The sequence below is a fragment of the Citrobacter sp. LUTT5 genome, assembly GCF_009905315.1.
Lineage (GTDB): Bacteria > Pseudomonadota > Gammaproteobacteria > Enterobacterales > Enterobacteriaceae > Citrobacter > Citrobacter freundii.
This window is the reverse complement of sequence record NZ_CP047606.1, coordinates 3,134,919-3,152,653: the sequence shown is the minus strand read 5'-3', so window position 1 is coordinate 3,152,653 and position 17,735 is coordinate 3,134,919. Positions and strand designations below refer to the sequence as shown.

Annotated in this window: 14 protein-coding genes; 5 read left to right on the top strand and 9 right to left on the bottom strand. The window is 51.8% G+C overall.

Annotation, left to right across the window (positions count from 1 at the left end; translation table 11 throughout):
• Positions 1-113: 113 nt before the first annotated feature.
• The 3 genes from ldtD to GUC46_RS15305 all read left to right on the top strand — a co-directional run bounded on the left by ldtD (position 114) and on the right by GUC46_RS15305 (position 3,267).
• Positions 114-1,865, top strand: a complete 1,752-nt coding sequence (gene ldtD / locus GUC46_RS15315; protein ID WP_003836872.1) for a L,D-transpeptidase — start codon at positions 114-116, stop codon at positions 1,863-1,865.
• 177 nt (positions 1,866-2,042) lie between these two features.
• Complete coding sequence (locus tag GUC46_RS15310) at positions 2,043-2,591, top strand: YcbK family protein (protein ID WP_003035820.1); 549 nt, start codon at positions 2,043-2,045, stop codon at positions 2,589-2,591.
• A gap of 28 nt (positions 2,592-2,619) precedes the next feature.
• On the top strand, positions 2,620-3,267 hold the full coding sequence (locus GUC46_RS15305) for an MBL fold metallo-hydrolase (RefSeq protein ID WP_003035823.1): 648 nt from the start codon (positions 2,620-2,622) through the stop codon (positions 3,265-3,267).
• A gap of 53 nt (positions 3,268-3,320) precedes the next feature.
• Here GUC46_RS15305 and aspC read toward each other — a convergent pair whose 3' ends face one another.
• The 4 genes from aspC to pncB all read right to left on the bottom strand — a co-directional run bounded on the left by aspC (position 3,321) and on the right by pncB (position 9,142).
• Positions 3,321-4,511 (bottom strand): aspartate transaminase, encoded by a 1,191-nt coding sequence (gene aspC / locus GUC46_RS15300; protein ID WP_044712521.1) that lies wholly within the window; start codon positions 4,509-4,511, stop codon positions 3,321-3,323.
• Positions 4,512-4,694: 183 nt separating this feature from the next.
• Positions 4,695-5,771 carry a porin OmpF gene (gene ompF / locus GUC46_RS15295; RefSeq protein WP_016149871.1) on the bottom strand — a complete coding sequence of 359 codons (1,077 nt, stop codon included), beginning with the start codon at positions 5,769-5,771 and terminating at the stop codon, positions 4,695-4,697.
• Positions 5,772-6,371: 600 nt separating this feature from the next.
• Positions 6,372-7,772: an asparagine--tRNA ligase gene (gene asnS / locus GUC46_RS15290; protein ID WP_003035832.1), complete on the bottom strand. Its 1,401-nt coding sequence runs from the start codon at positions 7,770-7,772 to the stop codon at positions 6,372-6,374.
• Positions 7,773-7,939: 167 nt separating this feature from the next.
• Positions 7,940-9,142 (bottom strand): nicotinate phosphoribosyltransferase, encoded by a 1,203-nt coding sequence (gene pncB / locus GUC46_RS15285; protein ID WP_003836860.1) that lies wholly within the window; start codon positions 9,140-9,142, stop codon positions 7,940-7,942.
• A 266-nt stretch (positions 9,143-9,408) separates the two neighbouring features.
• On the opposite strand from pncB, the gene pepN reads away from it, so the two are divergent.
• A complete protein-coding gene (pepN, locus tag GUC46_RS15280; RefSeq protein WP_048233402.1) occupies positions 9,409-12,021 on the top strand; it encodes an aminopeptidase N in 2,613 nt (870 codons plus the stop codon).
• Between the two features lie 71 nt (positions 12,022-12,092).
• Here the strand turns inward: pepN and ssuB are convergent, their stop codons facing one another.
• Genes ssuB through ssuE form a run of 5 tightly spaced genes read right to left on the bottom strand, consistent with a single transcriptional unit; the run spans position 12,093 to position 16,343 of the window.
• A complete protein-coding gene (gene ssuB, locus GUC46_RS15275) occupies positions 12,093-12,860 on the bottom strand; it encodes an aliphatic sulfonates ABC transporter ATP-binding protein (protein WP_003035840.1) in 768 nt (255 codons plus the stop codon).
• Entirely contained in the window at positions 12,857-13,648 is a 792-nt protein-coding gene (gene ssuC, locus GUC46_RS15270; protein ID WP_003035843.1) for an aliphatic sulfonate ABC transporter permease SsuC, read from the bottom strand. Before ssuC ends, ssuB begins: the two co-directional genes overlap by 4 nt.
• A gap of 10 nt (positions 13,649-13,658) precedes the next feature.
• Positions 13,659-14,804: an FMNH2-dependent alkanesulfonate monooxygenase gene (ssuD, locus tag GUC46_RS15265; protein WP_044701566.1), complete on the bottom strand. Its 1,146-nt coding sequence runs from the start codon at positions 14,802-14,804 to the stop codon at positions 13,659-13,661.
• Positions 14,801-15,775 carry a sulfonate ABC transporter substrate-binding protein gene (locus GUC46_RS15260; protein ID WP_130714821.1) on the bottom strand — a complete coding sequence of 325 codons (975 nt, stop codon included), beginning with the start codon at positions 15,773-15,775 and terminating at the stop codon, positions 14,801-14,803. The genes ssuD and GUC46_RS15260 overlap by 4 nt, the downstream gene beginning before the upstream one ends.
• Positions 15,768-16,343 (bottom strand): NADPH-dependent FMN reductase, encoded by a 576-nt coding sequence (gene ssuE / locus GUC46_RS15255; RefSeq protein WP_049001115.1) that lies wholly within the window; start codon positions 16,341-16,343, stop codon positions 15,768-15,770. The genes GUC46_RS15260 and ssuE overlap by 8 nt, the downstream gene beginning before the upstream one ends.
• A 242-nt stretch (positions 16,344-16,585) precedes the next feature.
• Between ssuE and pyrD the strand changes: the two genes are divergently transcribed.
• Positions 16,586-17,596: a quinone-dependent dihydroorotate dehydrogenase gene (gene pyrD, locus GUC46_RS15250; protein WP_003831973.1), complete on the top strand. Its 1,011-nt coding sequence runs from the start codon at positions 16,586-16,588 to the stop codon at positions 17,594-17,596.
• The last annotated feature ends 139 nt before the right edge of the window (positions 17,597-17,735 follow it).

The following is a 17,735-nucleotide window of genomic DNA, read 5'->3' as shown; positions in this document are numbered from 1 at the left end:
CGGGTATGCAGGCTTACTCGTCATACTTCAGTTGTATTGGCGTCTACAGGCGTTGCACACCCGATTTATGGTGCCTGGCTATAGAGTATGATAAAGAAAACAGGGGGCAAGGGATGTTGCTTAATAAAATGTGTGGTCGTCGGCTGTCGGCAATCAGTTTGTGCCTGGCCGTAACATTCGCTCCACTGTTCAATGCGCAGGCCGATGAGCCTGAAATGATCCCTGGCGATAGCTCCGCGAGCGTCAGTGAACAGCCAACAGCATTATCGCAGCCGCAGGTACAATCTTCCGCGACGGCTATTATGGCGGGGATTCAACCGTTACCGCAGGGCGTGTCAGTTGATCAAGCCCGCGCCGAATTACAATCTCAACTTCCAGCGGGCTTCACGCCAGTGTATATGAGCCAACTGGAATTGCTGTATGCCGCACGTGAAATGAAGCCGATGTGGGAAAATCGTGATGCGGTAAAGGCCTTTCAACAACAGTTGGCCGAGGTCGCGATTGCTGGCTTTCAGCCGCAGTTTACTACCTGGGTTGCACTTCTGACTGATCCGGCAGTAACCGGTCAGGCGAGAGACATTGTGCTCTCGGATGCGATGATGGGGTATCTGCACTTTATCGCTAATATCCCTGTCAAAGGTAATCGCTGGCTTTACAGCGGTAAGCCCTATGCGCTAACAACGCCGCCGATTTCTGTCATCAACCAGTGGCAGGTCGCACTGGATAACGGTCAACTAACTTCGTTTGTTGCCAGCCTGGCACCGCAGCATCCGCAGTACGCCGCAATGCATGAATCGCTGCTCAAGCTGGTAGGTGATACACGTCCCTGGCCGCAGCTAACCGGTACCGCGACGCTACGTCCGGGGGAGTGGAGTAATGACATCCCTGCGCTGCGTGAAATTTTGCGTCGTACGGGAATGCTGGAGTCCACCGTCAGTACATCTGCTAAAGAAGGACGTAGCGCTTACGATCGTGAACTTGTCGATGCAGTAAAGCGTTTTCAGACGTGGCAAGGGCTTGGGGCTGATGGCGCGATTGGCCCTGCCACGCGTGACTGGCTGAACGTAACGCCTGCTCAGCGTGCGGGCGTGCTGGCGTTAAATATTCAGCGCTTGCGCCTGCTGCCGAGTGAGCTGTCTACCGGTATCATGGTGAACATTCCTGCCTATTCGCTGGTTTATTATCAGAATGGCAATCAGGTGCTGGCCTCGCGCGTTATTGTCGGGCGTCCAGATCGCAAAACGCCGATGATGAGTAGTGCGCTGAATAACGTGGTCGTTAACCCACCGTGGAACGTTCCACCGACGCTGGCCCGAAAAGATATTCTGCCTAAGTTATGGAATGATCCGGGATATCTTGAACGTCACGGCTATACCGTAATGCGCGGCTGGAACAGTAAAGAGACGATAGATCCGTGGCAGGTTGACTGGGCCACCATCACTGCGTCCAATCTGCCGTTCCGCTTTCAGCAGGCTCCGGGCGCACGTAACTCGCTCGGACGCTATAAATTCAATATGCCGAGTTCGGACGCTATTTATCTGCACGATACGCCGAACCACAATCTGTTCCAGAAAGATACGCGGGCGTTAAGTTCCGGCTGTGTGCGTGTGAATAAGGCATCTGAGCTGGCGAATATGCTGCTACAGGACGCGGGTTGGAATGATACCCGCATCTCGGATGCCCTGAAGCAAGGGGATACGCGGTACGTGAATATTCGCCAGAATATTCCGGTCAACCTCTACTATCTGACCGCATTTGTTGGCCCGGATGGTCGTACGCAGTATCGTACAGATATTTACAATTACGATCTGACAGCGCGATCCAGCGCACAAATTGTGTCAAAAGCCGAGCAATTAATCAGATAAATGAAGCAGTTCGAGGAAAATGATTGTCGTAAGTTATGCTGGAAACGGGGCAAAATGGCTGTGAGCCCCGTATTTCCTGGGGTTGGGAGCCTTGACGTGGACTACTTAGCCAGATAAGGTTTCCCGCGTGCGCTAGAGCATACATACGATAACATTGACCTTGTAGACCTTAATACCATGGACAAATTTGACGCTAATCGCCGCAAACTGCTGGCGCTTGGTGGTATTGCCCTCGGCGCTGCCATCCTGCCTACGCCTGCGTTTGCAACACTCTCTACCCCACGTCCGCGTATATTGACTCTGAATAACCTGCATACCGGTGAGTCAATAAAAGCAGAGTTTTTTGATGGCAGGGGCTATATTCAGGACGAATTAGCAAAACTTAACCACTTTTTCCGTGATTTTCGGGCCAATAAAGTGAAATCCATTGACCCCGGACTGTTTGATCAACTCTTCCGTCTGCAGGGCCTGCTGGGTACGCGTAAACCCGTACAGCTGATCTCCGGTTATCGTTCCGTCGATACCAATAATGAACTACGTGCGCGCAGTCGCGGTGTGGCCAAGAAAAGCTACCACACCAAAGGGCAGGCCATGGATTTCCATATTGAAGGCATCGCATTAAGTAATATTCGCAAAGCTGCGTTATCTATGCGCGCAGGTGGTGTAGGATACTACCCCAGCAGTAACTTTGTGCATATTGACACCGGCCCTGCACGGCACTGGTGATCCATAAGCTTAATGAAACAGGAGCTGTATGAACTATCGTATTATTCCGGTCACTGCATTCGCCCAGAACTGCTCGCTAATCTGGTGTGAGCAGACTCGTCTGGCCGCGTTGGTCGATCCCGGCGGCGATGCCGAGAAAATCAAACAGGAAGTGGATGCCAGCGGTCTGACGCTAATGCAGATCCTGCTTACTCACGGTCATCTTGATCATGTTGGGGCGGCAGCTGAACTGGCACAGCATTATGGTGTACCGGTTATTGGTCCGGAAAAAGAAGATGAGTTCTGGCTACAGGGGCTCCCTGCGCAGAGCCGCATGTTTGGCCTGGGCGATTGTGAGCCGCTGACGCCCGATCGCTGGCTGAACGAAGGTGATCGGGTCAGCGTTGGCAACGTGACGTTGCAGGTGTTGCATTGTCCGGGTCATACACCGGGACATGTGGTCTTCTTTGATGAGCAATCAAAGTTACTGATTTCGGGTGACGTGATTTTCAAAGGTGGCGTAGGGCGCAGCGATTTTCCGCGCGGAGATCACAGCCAACTGATCGATTCGATTAAACGTAAACTGTTGCCGCTGGGCGATGACGTGACGTTTATTCCGGGTCACGGCCCACTTTCTACGCTGGGTAACGAACGGCTTCATAACCCGTTCCTGCAGGACGAAATGCCTGTCTGGTAATACCGCAGATAAATAAAAAGGCCGCTATTGCGGCCTTTTTTGTACGCGATAGATTACAGTACTGCGACAATCGCTTCGCACAGCGGTGCCATGTTATCTGGCGTCATTCCAGCTACGTTTACACGTCCGGAAGCGACAGCGTAGACACCAAACTCTTCACGCAGACGCAGAACCTGCTCTTTTGTCAGGCCGCTGAATGAGAACATGCCGTTCTGTTTGATGATAAAGCTGAAGTCGCGGTTCGCACCTTTCTCCTGCAGCGTATTCACGAACAGTAAACGCATGCGTTGAATGCGTTGGCGCATATCGGTCAGTTCCTGTTCCCAGATGGCACGCAGCGCTTCATTGCTCAGAATCGTGGCAACTACGGATGCGCCGTGTGCTGGCGGGTTGGAATAGTTAGCGCGAATGGCTGATTTCATCTGACTAAACGCACGGTCGACGGTTTCAGCATCAGCAGCAACCAGCGTACAGGCACCCACGCGCTCATTGTACAGACCAAAGTTCTTGGAGTAGGAACTGGCAACGATCAGCTCTTTGTGCAGCGCGGCGAATGCGCGCAGACCTTCTGCATCTTCTTCCAGACCGCGGGCAAAGCCCTGGTATGCGAAGTCAAACAGCGGCAACCATCCTTTCTCGACAGAAAGCTGAGCCAGCGTTTGCCACTGCTCAAGCGTAGGATCGATACCGGTTGGGTTATGACAGCAGCCGTGGAACAGTACCACATCGCCAGCCTGAGCTTCGCTGAGGCTGGCCAGCAGCGCATCAAAGTCTAATGAGTGGTTCGCCGCATCGTAATAGTTGTATTCACGAACTTCCAGACCGGCAGAGTTAAAGACGCTCTTATGGTTCGGCCAGCTTGGGTTGCTCACCCATACGCGTTTAGCCGACGTATTTCTTGCGAGAAAATCAGCTGCCACGCGAAGTGCGCCAGTGCCACCAGGGGTCTGTGCTGTACGTGCGCGTTTATCGTTGATAAGCGAACTCGTTTTACCAAACAGTAATTCCTGAGTACAACGACCAAACTCTGGAATACCGTCAATGCCAAGATAGTTTTTGGTGGTTTCATTTTCCAGTATATATTGCTCGGCTTTTTTAACGCTGGTCAGCACCGGCGTTTTGCCTGTCTCATCTTTATATACACCGATCCCGAGGTTTATTTTTCCAGGGCGGTCATCGGCACGAAACAAATCAGCCAGACCCAAAATGGGGTCGGCAGGAGCGGCGGTAATGTTCTCAAACATGACGAGGTTCCATAGTGATTACAGAAGGGAAGTCCGCTATCAGGTTAACGGTAGATTTACAAAATGCCAACCGTTACTGACGAAAAGCTGAGGTGTTTTTTTAAGACGCAAGAATCCGCTGGCAGATATAAAAAAACAGGACCGAAGTCCTGTTTTTAAGGCATTTAACAAAGAGGTCTGCTATTAGAACTGGTAAACGATACCAACTGCAACGATGTCGTCAGAGTTCACGCCCAGTTTGTTGTCAGAATCGATTTGGTTAATCTTGTAGTCAACATAGGTGGACATGTTTTTGTTGAAGTAGTAGGTTGCGCCTACTTCGAAGTAATCGACCAGATCCACATCACCGATACCTTCTACGTCTTTCGCTTTAGACTTGTTGTAGGAGAGGGACGGACGCAGGCCGAAATCGAACTGGTACTGAGCAACGACGAATACGTCTTCAGTTTTGTTCGCAAAACCGCTGTTACCAGCACCTGAGATGCGGGTCGCGTTACGGGTTTCACCGTAGTTCGCTGCCAGGTAGATGTTGTTAGCATCGTATTTCACGCCGGTCGCCCACTGCTCAGCTTTTTTACCGCCATTGCCGTAGAAAGAGTTTTCCTGCGCGTTGGTGCGGTCAGCTGCGCCGTAAGCACCCACGATACCGAAACCATCCATTTCGTAGCTTACAGAACCGCCAACGCCGTCGCCGTTAGAGCGACCGGTATTGCCATCACGTTCGTTTTTACCCAGATACTGGATACCGAAGTTCAGACCGTCAACCAGACCGAAGAAGTTGGAGTTACGGTAGGTTGCAACACCACCAACACGACCAACGAAGAAGTTGTCGCTGTATGCGGTATCACCACCAAATTCTGGCAGCATATCGGTGTAACCCAGAGCATCGTAAACGATACCGTAGTTACGACCGTAGTCGAAAGAACCCAGATCGGCATATTTCAGACCAGCAAATGCCAGACGGGTTTTGTTGCCGTTCTGAGCGTCACTGCCGCCTTCAGAGTTGTTACCGGCAAAGTTGTATTCCCACTGACCGTAACCGGACAGCTCGGAGTTAATCTGAGTTTCCCCTTTGAAACCAAGACGAGCATAAGTCTGATCGCCATCGTCAGCAGCGCTGTCAGAAAAATAATGCAGACCAACGGTTTTACCGTAGATATCCAGCTTGTTACCATCTTTGTTGTAAACTTCTGCAGCGTTAGCTGCCCCGGCTACCAGCAGAGCAGGGATAACCACTGCCAGAATATTGCGCTTCATCATTATTTATTACCCTCATCGGTTTTTATATGACACCTGCCACTGCCGCCAATAAATTCCGTCAATGAAAATTTACGGAACTATTGATGAGAGTTTGGTGTCTTTATGTGTCTGACAGGCATCTTTCCATTCAAACTACCGTTTCGCTACCGTCAAAGTGCTACAAATATAAAGATTTGGTTTCAAAAAGAAAAAATGTGTAACAAAATGTTATTTTTGTGCAACTTTGTGAACAGCGTCAAACTTCGGATACCCCTGAGCTGAAAATTCTCGTTTTTATTTCTATTTATATGATTTTCTTATATTTAATTTTACTAAGGTTATTTTTTCTCCGTAATACCGGAAAGTTTGGATTTTACAGATAACGATTTTTGGACGTCTGGAGTGCCGTGCGAAAGACTAAAAAATGTACTATTTAATCAGAAAATGCTAATCCACAATAAAATTACTGGTTATTTTTTGTGCAAGTGTATTGCGATGAAATATTACGTAACAGGTGGAGGGGATTGAATGGTTGTGTTTAACGTGAGATGGGTATCCAGATAACATGAAAAGGGTATAAAAAAGGCCAGCAATGCTGGCCTTTGAAACAATAACGCACGTTTAGAAGGTGGCGTTACGCGGAGTACGCGGGAACGGAATAACATCACGGACGTTTTGCACGCCGGTGACGTAAGCGATCAGACGCTCGAAGCCCAATCCGAAGCCGGAATGCGGAACGGTACCGTAGCGACGCAGGTCGCGATACCACCAGTAATCCTCTTTGTTCAGACCCATTTCCAGCATACGGGCATCCAGCACGTCCAGACGCTCTTCACGCTGAGAACCACCGATGATTTCGCCGATTCCTGGAGCCAGAACGTCCATTGCAGCAACGGTTTTACCGTCTTCGTTAAGGCGCATATAAAACGCTTTGATATCTTTCGGGTAGTTTTTCACCACCACCGGCGCTTTAAAGTGCTCTTCAGCAAGATAACGTTCATGCTCGGAAGACAGATCCACACCCCAGTAAACCGGGTTTTCAAACTGTTTGCCGCATTTTTCCAGAATGCTTACCGCGTCGGTGTAATCCACCTGCGCGAAGTCAGCGTCAATGAAACGTTCCAGGCGTGAAATCGCGTCCTTGTCGACACGTTCAGCGAAGAATTTCATATCATCCGCACGCTCTGCCAGTACGGCTTTGAACGCGTATTTCAGCATCGCTTCAGCCAGGCCTGCAACATCGTTCAGGTCAGCGAACGCCACTTCTGGTTCCAGCATCCAGAACTCTGCCAGGTGACGACTGGTGTTAGAGTTTTCTGCACGGAACGTCGGGCCAAAGGTATAAATTTTGGACAGAGCGCAGGCGTAGGTTTCACCGTTCAACTGACCGGAAACGGTCAGGAACGCTTCCTTACCAAAGAAGTCTTTATCGAAATCGACTTTACCCTGATCGTTACGCGGCAGGTTTTCCAGATCCAGGGTAGAAACACGGAACATTTCACCGGCACCTTCCGTATCGGAAGCGGTGATCAGCGGAGTCGATACCCAAAAGAAACCCTGCTCGTGGAAGAAGCGATGCAGCGCTTGCGCCAGCGTATGACGTACGCGTGCTACCGCACCAATCATATTGGTGCGCGGACGCATATGCGCCACTTCACGCAGATACTCGATGCTGTGACGCTTAGCCGCCATTGGGTAGGTATCAGGATCTTCAACCCAGCCCGCGACTTCAACTTCAGTGGCCTGAATTTCAAAGCTCTGTCCTTGTCCAGGTGATGCAACGACTTTACCCGTTACGATAACTGAACAACCCGTCGTCAGGCGCAGTACGTCCTGATTGTAATTGGGCAGAGAATTATTGATGACGGCCTGTACAGGATCAAAGCAGGAACCGTCATAAACGGCGAGGAAGGAGATGCCAGCTTTTGAATCTCGGCGGGTACGCACCCATCCGCGCACGGTGACTTCGCTGTCAACGGCTACGCGGCCCTGGAGTACGTCGGCTACAGGCACAACGCTCATAATATTCTCTCTGTTAATAGTCGGATATATAAACACATGTCCACCCATAATGGGGGGGATACCTATGTTACCTGGCATCTGCAATCAGACAAGCAGAATTCGTAGCTGGAGTGAAAGATTTCGGAAATAAACGCGAATAAGGGAGCCAAAATGGCTCCCTGGAAGGATTAACTGGCTTTTTTAATATGCGGGAGATCGAAGGCTTTGCGCAGTGCACGAACAAATGCTTTATCGTGGCAGATGGTTTTACCCGGGCTGTCAGATAACTTCGCCACTGGTTTGCCGTTACATTCCACCAGCTTAATTACGATATTAAGCGGCTTAACCTGTGGAATGTCGCATGTTAGCCGTGTCCCAATACCAAAACTCAACTGTACGCGGGAAGAGAAGTGGCGGTAGAGTTCAATCGCTTTTTTCAGATCGAGGTTATCTGAAAAGACCAGCGTTTTGCTCAGCGGATCAATACCCAGTTTTTCATAATGGGCGATGGCTTTTTCACCCCATTCCACCGGATCGCCTGAGTCATGGCGTAATCCCTGGTAGCGGGTCGCAAACTCAACGCCAAAGTCGCGTAAAAATGCGTCCATGGTGATGCAATCGGTCAATGCAATGCCGAGTTGATCAGGATACTCATTTAACCAGGCGGCCAGGGCTACACGTTGGCTGGTGGCAAGTTCAGGACTGATTTGCTGATGAGCCTGGAACCACTCATGCGCCTGCGTACCCATTGGGGTTAATGACAGACGGCGGGCCAGATCGTAGTTACTGGTGCCGACAAACCAGGGCTCTTGCTGCAGGCGTTTAACGATAGCCTGCTGTACTTCGCGCGAAAAACGACGACGCGTACCGAAATCCATCAAATGGAAGCGGGACATATCGACATCTTTCGTTAAAGCAGAGAATTCTACTAGTTTGCTTTCCAGCTCATCGAGTGCCTGCGGGACGCCTGATTCAGGTGAGCGGTAACGGTGTACCAGTTCGCTAATCACCGCTAACAGCGGGACTTCCCACATGATCACTTCACGCCACGGACCGGTTAAGCGGATGTTTAGCTTACCGTTATCATTGGTGACGCAAACCTGTTCCGGGTTATAGCGGAAATCACGTAACCAGGTGAGGTAATCAGCTTTAAAGAAAGGCAGGCCGGAGAGCCACTGGTACTCATCCTCCTGCAGTCGCAGGTGCTGCATAGCATTCACCTGCTCACGAATAGAGTCGGCATAAATACCGAGCAGGTCATCGCCACGGCAACGAAATTCAGCCGCTACTTGTACGTCATAGTAGTGGTGAAAAACGGCTTGCTGCATATGCAACTTATAAGCGTCTGTATCCAGCAGCGAGTGCAGAACAGGAGAAGCGAATTGTGTCATAGGTGCGCAGTAGCATCCTCTCACGGGAGCGTTTAGTACAATAAACAACTAAGAAAACCGCTGGAGTATACCCTGTTTAGCGATTTATTGAACCCCGATCACACCATAAGCTCTCTTTCTGGTCGAGGGCAATTCGTGCCACGTGTTATAAAAATGTAGCAAAAAGGGTGTTTGTGCCTGAAAAGATGAACATTCTGCGTAGCGCGATTTACGCAACAGGAATAGACTGAAGCCGAGACTCTATTAAAGATGCTAAAGGTTTTTTTATGACACAACAGCCACAAGCCAAATACCGTCACGACTATCGTGCGCCGGATTACCAGATTACTGATATTGATTTGACCTTTGACCTGGATGCTGAAAAAACCGTGGTCACCGCAGTGAGCCAGGCTGTCCGTCATGGCGCGTCCGACGCGCCCCTGCGCCTGAATGGCGAAGATCTGACCCTGGTGTCGATCCACGTAAACGACGAACTGTGGACAGAGTATAAAGAAGAAGAGGGCGCTCTGGTCATCAATCAACTGCCGGAACGTTTTACGCTGCGTATCGTGAATGAAATTAGCCCAGCGGCGAATACCGCGCTGGAAGGGCTGTACAAGTCAGGCGATGCGCTGTGTACCCAGTGCGAAGCAGAAGGTTTCCGCCATATTACCTGGTATCTTGATCGCCCGGACGTGCTGGCGCGTTTTACTACCAAAATAATCGCCGATAAAACGCAATATCCGTTCCTGCTCTCCAACGGTAACCGCGTGGCGCAGGGTGAACTGGAAAATGGTCGCCACTGGGTTCAGTGGCAGGATCCATTCCCGAAACCGTGCTATTTATTTGCGCTGGTGGCCGGTGATTTTGACGTCCTGCGCGATACTTTTACTACCCGCTCAGGGCGTGAAGTGGCACTGGAACTGTACGTCGATCGCGGTAACCTGGACCGCGCGCCATGGGCGATGACCTCGCTGAAAAACTCCATGAAATGGGATGAAGAGCGCTTTGGCCTCGAGTATGACCTCGACATCTATATGATTGTCGCTGTGGATTTCTTCAACATGGGCGCGATGGAGAATAAAGGTCTGAACATCTTTAACTCCAAATACGTGCTGGCGCGTACCGATACCGCCACCGACAAAGATTACCTCGATATTGAGCGCGTCATCGGTCACGAATATTTCCATAACTGGACCGGCAACCGCGTGACCTGTCGCGACTGGTTCCAGTTGAGCCTGAAAGAGGGTTTAACTGTGTTCCGCGATCAGGAGTTCAGTTCCGATCTCGGCTCACGTGCGGTAAACCGCATCAGCAATGTGCGTACCATGCGCGGCCTGCAGTTTGCTGAGGACGCCAGCCCGATGGCGCATCCTATCCGCCCGGATATGGTCATCGAAATGAACAACTTCTATACCCTTACCGTGTACGAGAAGGGGGCGGAAGTGATTCGCATGATCCACACCCTGCTGGGTGAGGCTAACTTCCAGAAAGGGATGCAGCTGTACTTTGAGCGTCACGACGGTAGCGCTGCAACCTGTGATGATTTTGTGCAGGCGATGGAAGATGCGTCTAACGTTGATCTCTCCCATTTCCGCCGCTGGTACAGTCAGTCCGGTACGCCGATTCTGACCGTGCGTGATGACTATAACCCATCAACTGAACAGTACACGCTGACCATTAGCCAGCGCACGCCGGCCACGCCGGATCAGGCCGAAAAACAGCCGTTGCATATTCCTTTCGCTCTCGAGTTGTATGACAACGAAGGGAAAGTGATCCCGCTACAAAAAGGCGGGCACCCGGTGAATTCCGTACTCAACGTAACCCAGGCAGAGCAGACGTTTGTCTTTGATAACGTCTACTTCCAGCCGGTTCCGGCATTGCTGTGCGAATTCTCCGCGCCGGTAAAACTGGAATATAAATGGAGCGATCAGCAACTGACTTTCCTGATGCGTCACGCGCGTAATGATTTCTCTCGTTGGGACGCGGCGCAAAGCCTGCTGGCGACCTACATTAAGCTCAACGTTGCCCGCCATCAGCAGGGACAGCCGCTGTCGCTGCCGGTACACGTGGCCGATGCATTCCGCGCAGTTTTGCTGGATGAGAAAATCGATCCGGCGCTGGCGGCAGAGATCCTGACGCTGCCTTCAGTAAATGAAATTGCCGAACTGTTCGACATCATTGATCCGGTGGCGATAACCGAAGTACGCGAAGCGTTAACCCGCACGTTGGCGGCCGAGCTGGCGGATGAATTCCTCGCCATCTATAACGCTAATCATCTTGATGAGTACCGCGTTGAGCATGCCGATATTGGCAAGCGTACGCTGCGTAACGCCTGCCTGCGATTCCTGGCCTTTGGCGAAACCCATCTGGCTGACACGCTGGTAAGCAAGCAGTACCGTGAAGCGAACAATATGACCGATGCGCTGGCGGCGCTATCCGCGGCAGTCGCTGCGCAGCTTCCTTGTCGTGACGCGTTGATGCAGGAGTATGACAATAAGTGGCACCATGACGGTCTGGTGATGGATAAATGGTTTATCCTGCAATCCACCAGCCCGGCTAGAAACGTACTGGAAACGGTACGCGGCCTGTTGAAGCATCGCTCTTTTAGCATGAGTAACCCAAACCGCATCCGTTCTCTGATCGGTGCCTTCGCGGGCAGCAACCCGGCAGCATTCCATGCGGAAGATGGTAGCGGTTATCAGTTCTTGGTTGACATGCTGACTGAGCTCAACAGCCGTAACCCGCAGGTGGCGTCACGCCTGATTGAGCCGCTGATTCGCTTAAAACGTTATGATGCAAAACGTCAGGCGAAGATGCGTGCGGCGCTGGAACAGCTGAAAGGTCTGGAGAATCTGTCAGGCGATCTGTTCGAAAAGATCTCTAAAGCGTTAGCCTGATAATATTGCCGGATGGGTCCGGCCTACCATTCACGCGTAGGCCGGATAAGCGGTAGCGCCATCCGGCATTTTTAACCTTGCTTGCGTAGCTGAACTTCATTGTCGCCACGCTGCATCACCCGGTTCAACACCTCGGCTTCCAGTTCTGTCAAACGCACGGAACCAATCCGGCGAGGTCGTGCAATATCCACCGTTAAATCCAGCCCGATTTTTCCGTCCTCAATCAGCAAAACGCGATCGGCCATTGCTACCGCTTCGCTGACGTCATGGGTGACCAACAGTACGGTAAAGCCGTGCTCTTGCCATAAAGAGACGATCAGCTCCTGCATTTCAAGGCGGGTTAAGGCATCCAGTGCGCCGAGGGGTTCATCCAGCAGCAGCAGACCAGGGCGATGAATTAATGCCCGGGCCAGGGCCACGCGCTGTTTTTGTCCGCCAGAAAGCGCTGCGGGCCACTCCTGAGCACGATTCTCCAGTCCAACGGCGGCCAGCGCATCTCGGGCCGCATTGTGCCAGTGACCTTTCAGACCCAGACCGACGTTATCGATAACCGTCTTCCATGGCAGCAGACGCGCATCCTGAAACATCATACGCGTATCATCCTGAATTTCCGCCAGTGGGGTGGTTCCGGCAAGTAATGCGCCTGAGGTGGGCGACTCCAACCCTGCCAGCAGACGCAGCAACGTGCTTTTACCACCACCGCTGCGGCCAACCACGGCAACGAACTGCCCGGCCTGTATATGCAAATCTAACTGATTGAGCACCGTATTGGCGGCGTATTGTTTTGTCACGGCGCTCAGCAACAGCGGCGTACCCTGGTTCAAGCGAGCGGTATTCATACGGTAGCCTCCTTTATATGGTAAGCCGGGTGCCAGCGCAGCCAGACTCGCTCCAGCAATTGGGCGCTGACGTCGGCAAGTTTGCCGAGTAAGGCGTAGAGAATAATGGCCACCACGACCACATCGGTTTGCAGAAATTCGCGAGCGTTCATCGCCAGGTAGCCAATACCGGCATTGGCTGAAATGGTTTCTGCGACGATAAGCGTCAGCCACATCAGCCCGAGAGCGAAACGCACGCCGACCATAATTGAGGGCAGGGCGCCAGGGAGGATGACATGAACAAACAGTGAAAAGCCGGACAACCCATAGCTACGCGCCATTTCTACCAGCCCACGATCGATATTACGGATCCCATGCCAGGTGTTGATGTAAATCGGGAACAGCGTGCCCAACGCAACGAGAAAGATCTTGGCGGATTCATCAATGCCGAACCACAAAATCACCAGCGGGATCAGCGCCAGATGCGGTACGTTACGCAGCATCTGCACCGAGGTATCCAGCAAGCGTTCTCCCCAACGCGAAAGACCGCTGATCAGTCCCAGCGTCAGGCCAATCGATCCACCGATGGAGAATCCGATCAGCGCGCGCCAGGAACTGATGGCCAGATGCTGCCAAAGCTCGCCGCTGGCGGAAAGCGTCCAGAAGGCTTCGATAACACCCTCCGGAGAGGGTAGTATGCGGTTGGACAGCCAGCCCATTGATGATGCGAGCTGCCAGAGCGCCACCAGACCTACCGGTAAAAACCAGGGCGCGAGGCGCAATAACCATCTGTTTTTCGTCGTTGCCATTAGCCGCTCCTTAGCTTTGTGCGACTTTGCGCGGGATGAATTCGTTTGCAACTGCTTCTCCTTGCTGTTGCAGGCGCTGCGGTTGCGGAATTTCTGGTATCGCGACATCCAGATGCGGGAACAGCAGCTCACCAACCCTGTACGCTTCTTCCAGATGCGGATAGCCGGACAGCACAAAGCTGTCGATGCCCAGCGCGGCATACTCGTTAATACGTGCTGCGACCGTAGGACCGTCTCCAACCAGTGCGGTCCCTGCGCCACCGCGTACCAGTCCTACCCCTGCCCACAGGTTCGGGCTAATTTCCAGTTTGTCGCGTTTACCGTTGTGCAGTGCAGCCATTCGCTGCTGACCAACCGAATCCGTTTTTGAGAAGGCGGCCTGGGCTTTGGCGATGGTGTCGTCATCCAGATGGGCTATCAGACGATCCGCTGCCTGCCATGCCTCGTGCGTTGTCTCTCGTACGATCACATGCAGACGAATACCGAAGCGGATCTTGCGCCCGAGCGCCGCTGCTTTGGCCCGCACCTGTTCAATCTTCGCTTTCACCTGTTCGGGCGGCTCGCCCCAGGTCAGGTAGAGATCAACCTGTTCTGCAGCAAGATCTTGTGCGACATCAGACGAGCCGCCGAAATAAAGCGGTGGTTGGGGTTGTTGTACGGGAGGGAAAAACAGCTTCGCGCCGCGAACGTGAATATGTTTGCCGTTGAAATCCACCGTTTCACCTTGCAGCAAGCGCCGCCAGACCTGAGTAAATTCCGCAGAGGCTTCATAGCGCTCGGTGTGATCGAGGAACACGCCGTCGCCTGCCAGCTCCTGTGGATCGCTGCCGGTCACCAGGTTAAATAACGCCCGGCCATTTGAGAGTCTGTCGAGCGTTGCAGCCTGACGTGCGGCAACCGTTGGCGAGGTAACGCTTGGACGCAGCGCGACCAGAAACTTTAATCGCTGGGTGACCGGGATCATCGAGGCGGCGACCAGCCAGGCATCTTCGCAAGAGCGACCAGTTGGGATCAGAACGCCGGTAAACCCAAGACGATCGGCCGTTTGCGCGATTTGTTGCAGATAACCGTGATCGACAGGGCGCGAACCCTCTTCCGTTCCAAGATAATGACCGTCACCATGGGTGGGTAAAAACCAAAACATGTTCAGACTCATAATTTTTCTCCTGCCTGCTGAGTGGGTTGCCAGATACGCTGGTGAATATCGATTTTTTTCGGCACCAGACGGTTGTCATAAAACAGATCGGCGGTTTGTTGTTGCAGGGATGCAACAGAGGCGTTGACTGGCACAATGGTGGTTGGCGGACGGTGATCCAGATAAGACGCAATCACCGGTTCTGGCAGTCCCATGGTTTTGGCCAGCAGGGTGATACTGTGCTGGCGCTGGCTGAGGGTTAGCGCATCGGCCTGGCTAAAGGTATCCAGTACGCCAAGAACAAATGCGCCATTTTTCTCGGCATAGGGACGGGCGGCGAGATAAAACGAACCGGTTTGCTTGAGGTCTGAGCCGTCTTTTAGCACGCGTACATCACCTTGCAGTAACGCGGCGGAATAATAGGGGTCCCAGATAGCCCATGCATCAACGTTTCCTTGCTGAAAGGCTGCTCGCGCGTCGGCGGGAGTCAGATAGGTCGGTTGAATATCGGTAAATTTCAGTCCGGCCTGCTGCAGCGCCCGGAGCAGTAAATTGTGGGCGCTGGACCCTTTCTGGAAAGCGACTTTATGTCCTTTAAGCTGCGCGACGCTCTGGATCGGGCTATTTTTCGGCACCAGAATCACTTCGGCTTTTGGTTTGGGCGGCTCGACGCCCACGTAAACCAGATCGGCTCCGGCAGCCTGGGCGAAAATTGGCGGAATATCACCGGTGCTGCCGAGATCGATACTGCCGATGTTGAGCGCTTCCAGCATTTGCGGCCCAGCCGGGAATTCGACCCACGAGATTTTAGTCTGCGGATAGCGTTTCTCCAGTAGCTGATGGCTTTTGGCCAGTACCATACTGACGCTTCCTTTCTGGTAACCAATACGCAAGGCATCGGGGGCCGATTCTGCGGCATGCCCCAGAGTTGACAGCGACAAAAACCCACTCAGTGCCAGCCATGACGTGTGACGCTTGAGAAGATCAAGCATGGGCGGCACCTCGCAGGGTGTTCAGTTGAGGAAGTTGGACATCGCGACGATGCAACGCCAGCCAGAAGGTATCGAGCGCACTGTCCAGACGCTGCTGAAGGTTGGTCGTAAACTGAGGTTTATGTTGATAATCAATTACCTGAGAATCATCGGCAAACACACCGTGCAGGATCTCCTGGGCCTTTAATGCGCTCAGTACCGGTTTCAGCGCGTAATCGACGGCAAGCAAATGCGCCACGCTGCCGCCGGTAGCCAACGGCAAAACTACTTTTCCTTCCAGCGCTCGCTCGGGGAGCAGATCGAGCAGGGTTTTCAGGGCGCCAGAGTAAGCGGCTTTATAGACCGGCGTGGCGACAATCAGCCCGTCTGCATCCTGCAATTGTTCGCTAAATGTCTTCAGCGCCGGACTGTCAAAACGGGCATAGATTAGGTCTTCTGGGGCAAAGTTATGCAGGTTCCAGTGAAAGACTTCGACATCATGACCGTTTAGTTTTTCTCGAGCATATTCCAGTAACGCGCTGGAGCGAGAGGGGAAGCGTGGGCTTCCCGCCAGAGTAATGACGCGCATAATTTTAATCTCCCCTTATAACTAATTGTTTGCTTTTGCTTAACATTGATAACAATTTATGCAGTCTGGCAGAGAGATTTTGTTTATCGAAATGATTTATACGGCATAGAAAAGTTGAAAAGTGAATAAAACGGCAGAAGCAGGAAAACGATTGCTATTTATTGCCGCAGGTCAATTCCCTTTTTGCTCGCGATCGCACATAATACGCCCCCGGTTTGCACACCGGGAATCCAGGAGAGTTCATGTACTACCCCTTCGTTCGTAAAGCCCTTTTTCAGCTCGATCCAGAGCGCGCTCATGAATTGACATTCCAGCAATTACGTCGCATTACCGGCACACCGCTTGAAGCGCTTGTGCGCCAGAAAGTACCGGCAAAACCGGTTACCTGTATGGGGTTAACGTTTAAGAATCCGCTCGGGCTTGCTGCCGGACTGGATAAAGACGGGGAGTGCATTGATGCGCTCGGCGCGATGGGATTTGGTTCCATTGAGATTGGTACCGTGACGCCACGCCCTCAGCCGGGTAACGATAAACCGCGTCTGTTCCGTCTGGTCGATGCAGAAGGTTTGATCAACCGTATGGGGTTTAATAACCACGGGGTTGATAACCTGGTTGAGAACGTTAAAAAATCGCATTTTGACGGTATTCTGGGGATTAATATTGGTAAGAATAAAGATACCCCAGTAGAGAACGGCAAAGATGACTATCTGATTTGTATGGAAAAAGTCTATGCTTATGCGGGTTATATCGCGATTAATATCTCTTCACCGAATACGCCGGGATTACGTACGTTGCAATACGGCGAGGCGCTAGACGATCTCCTGACGGCAATTAAAAATAAGCAAAATGATCTGCAAGCGATCCACCATAAATATGTTCCAGTGGCGGTAAAGATCGCGCCGGATCTTTCTGTGGAAGAACTGATCCAGGTTGCTGACAGTTTAGTTCGTCATAATATTGATGGCGTAATTGCGACTAACACCACGCTCGATCGTTCTCTCGTTCAAGGAATGAAAAATTGCGATCAAATGGGTGGCCTGAGCGGTCGACCATTACAATTAAAAAGTACAGAAATTATTCGCCAGTTGTCTCAGGAATTAAAAGGCCAGCTGCCGATTATTGGTGTTGGTGGTATCGACTCGGTGATTGCTGCACGTGAGAAAATAGCTGCTGGTGCAACCCTCGTACAGATTTATTCGGGCTTTATTTTTAAAGGTCCGCCGTTGATAAAAGAAATCGTCAGCAATATCTGAATGCTACCTTAATCACAAACCAGGGCTTTATTTCTAGCCCTGGTTGTTTTATATTCCTTTACTGTTGCTTATTTGAACATTCTGAGCTTTTATTATTAGGGCAATAAACGAAGCGGCAAAAGGATACTGTCGTAACGGT